This window comes from Bacillus cereus group sp. N31 (assembly GCF_016483245.1).
GTDB classification, from domain to species: Bacteria; Bacillota; Bacilli; order Bacillales; family Bacillaceae_G; genus Bacillus_A; species Bacillus_A toyonensis.
The window spans coordinates 1-449 of sequence record NZ_JAEHCH010000081.1; the positions used below are offsets into that span (position 1 = coordinate 1).

Here is a 449-nt window from a genome sequence, read left to right on the forward strand (position 1 = left end):
GGGATTCCTAAGTAAAGAGTTCTATCGAACTCTAATTTATTAGGCTAACCCCGCAGTCCTTGCGGTTAGAAGCCTTATCGCTTCATTCTTTAAATTGATACTTGCGTTAATATCCCTATCATGGTGTGTAAGACAAGAAGGGCAGTCCCATTTACGTAGGTTGAGATTCTTAACGTCTTTGTTTCGATATCCACAACAAGAACATAATTGGCTTGAAGCAAATGTTTTCGATACGACAATGACTTGTTTACCGTACCATTTTGCCTTATATTCCAACATAGTTCGAAACTGTGACCATGATACCTCACTAATCGCTTTTGCTAACTTATGATTCTTTAACATATTCGATACTTGCAAATCCTCTATACCGATAACATCGTGGTTTTTGATGATTTCAGTTGAGATTTTGTCCAAGTAATCTTTTCTAGCATTTGCCATGTATTCATGAA

The 449-nt window shown here is 36.7% G+C and carries 1 protein-coding gene; it reads right to left on the reverse strand.

Annotated features, from left to right (window positions below):
- Nucleotides 1–39: 39 nt before the first annotated feature.
- On the reverse strand, nt 40–449 hold a 410-nt coding region (locus JDS81_RS29825), incomplete at its 5' end, for an RNA-guided endonuclease TnpB family protein (RefSeq protein WP_199688690.1).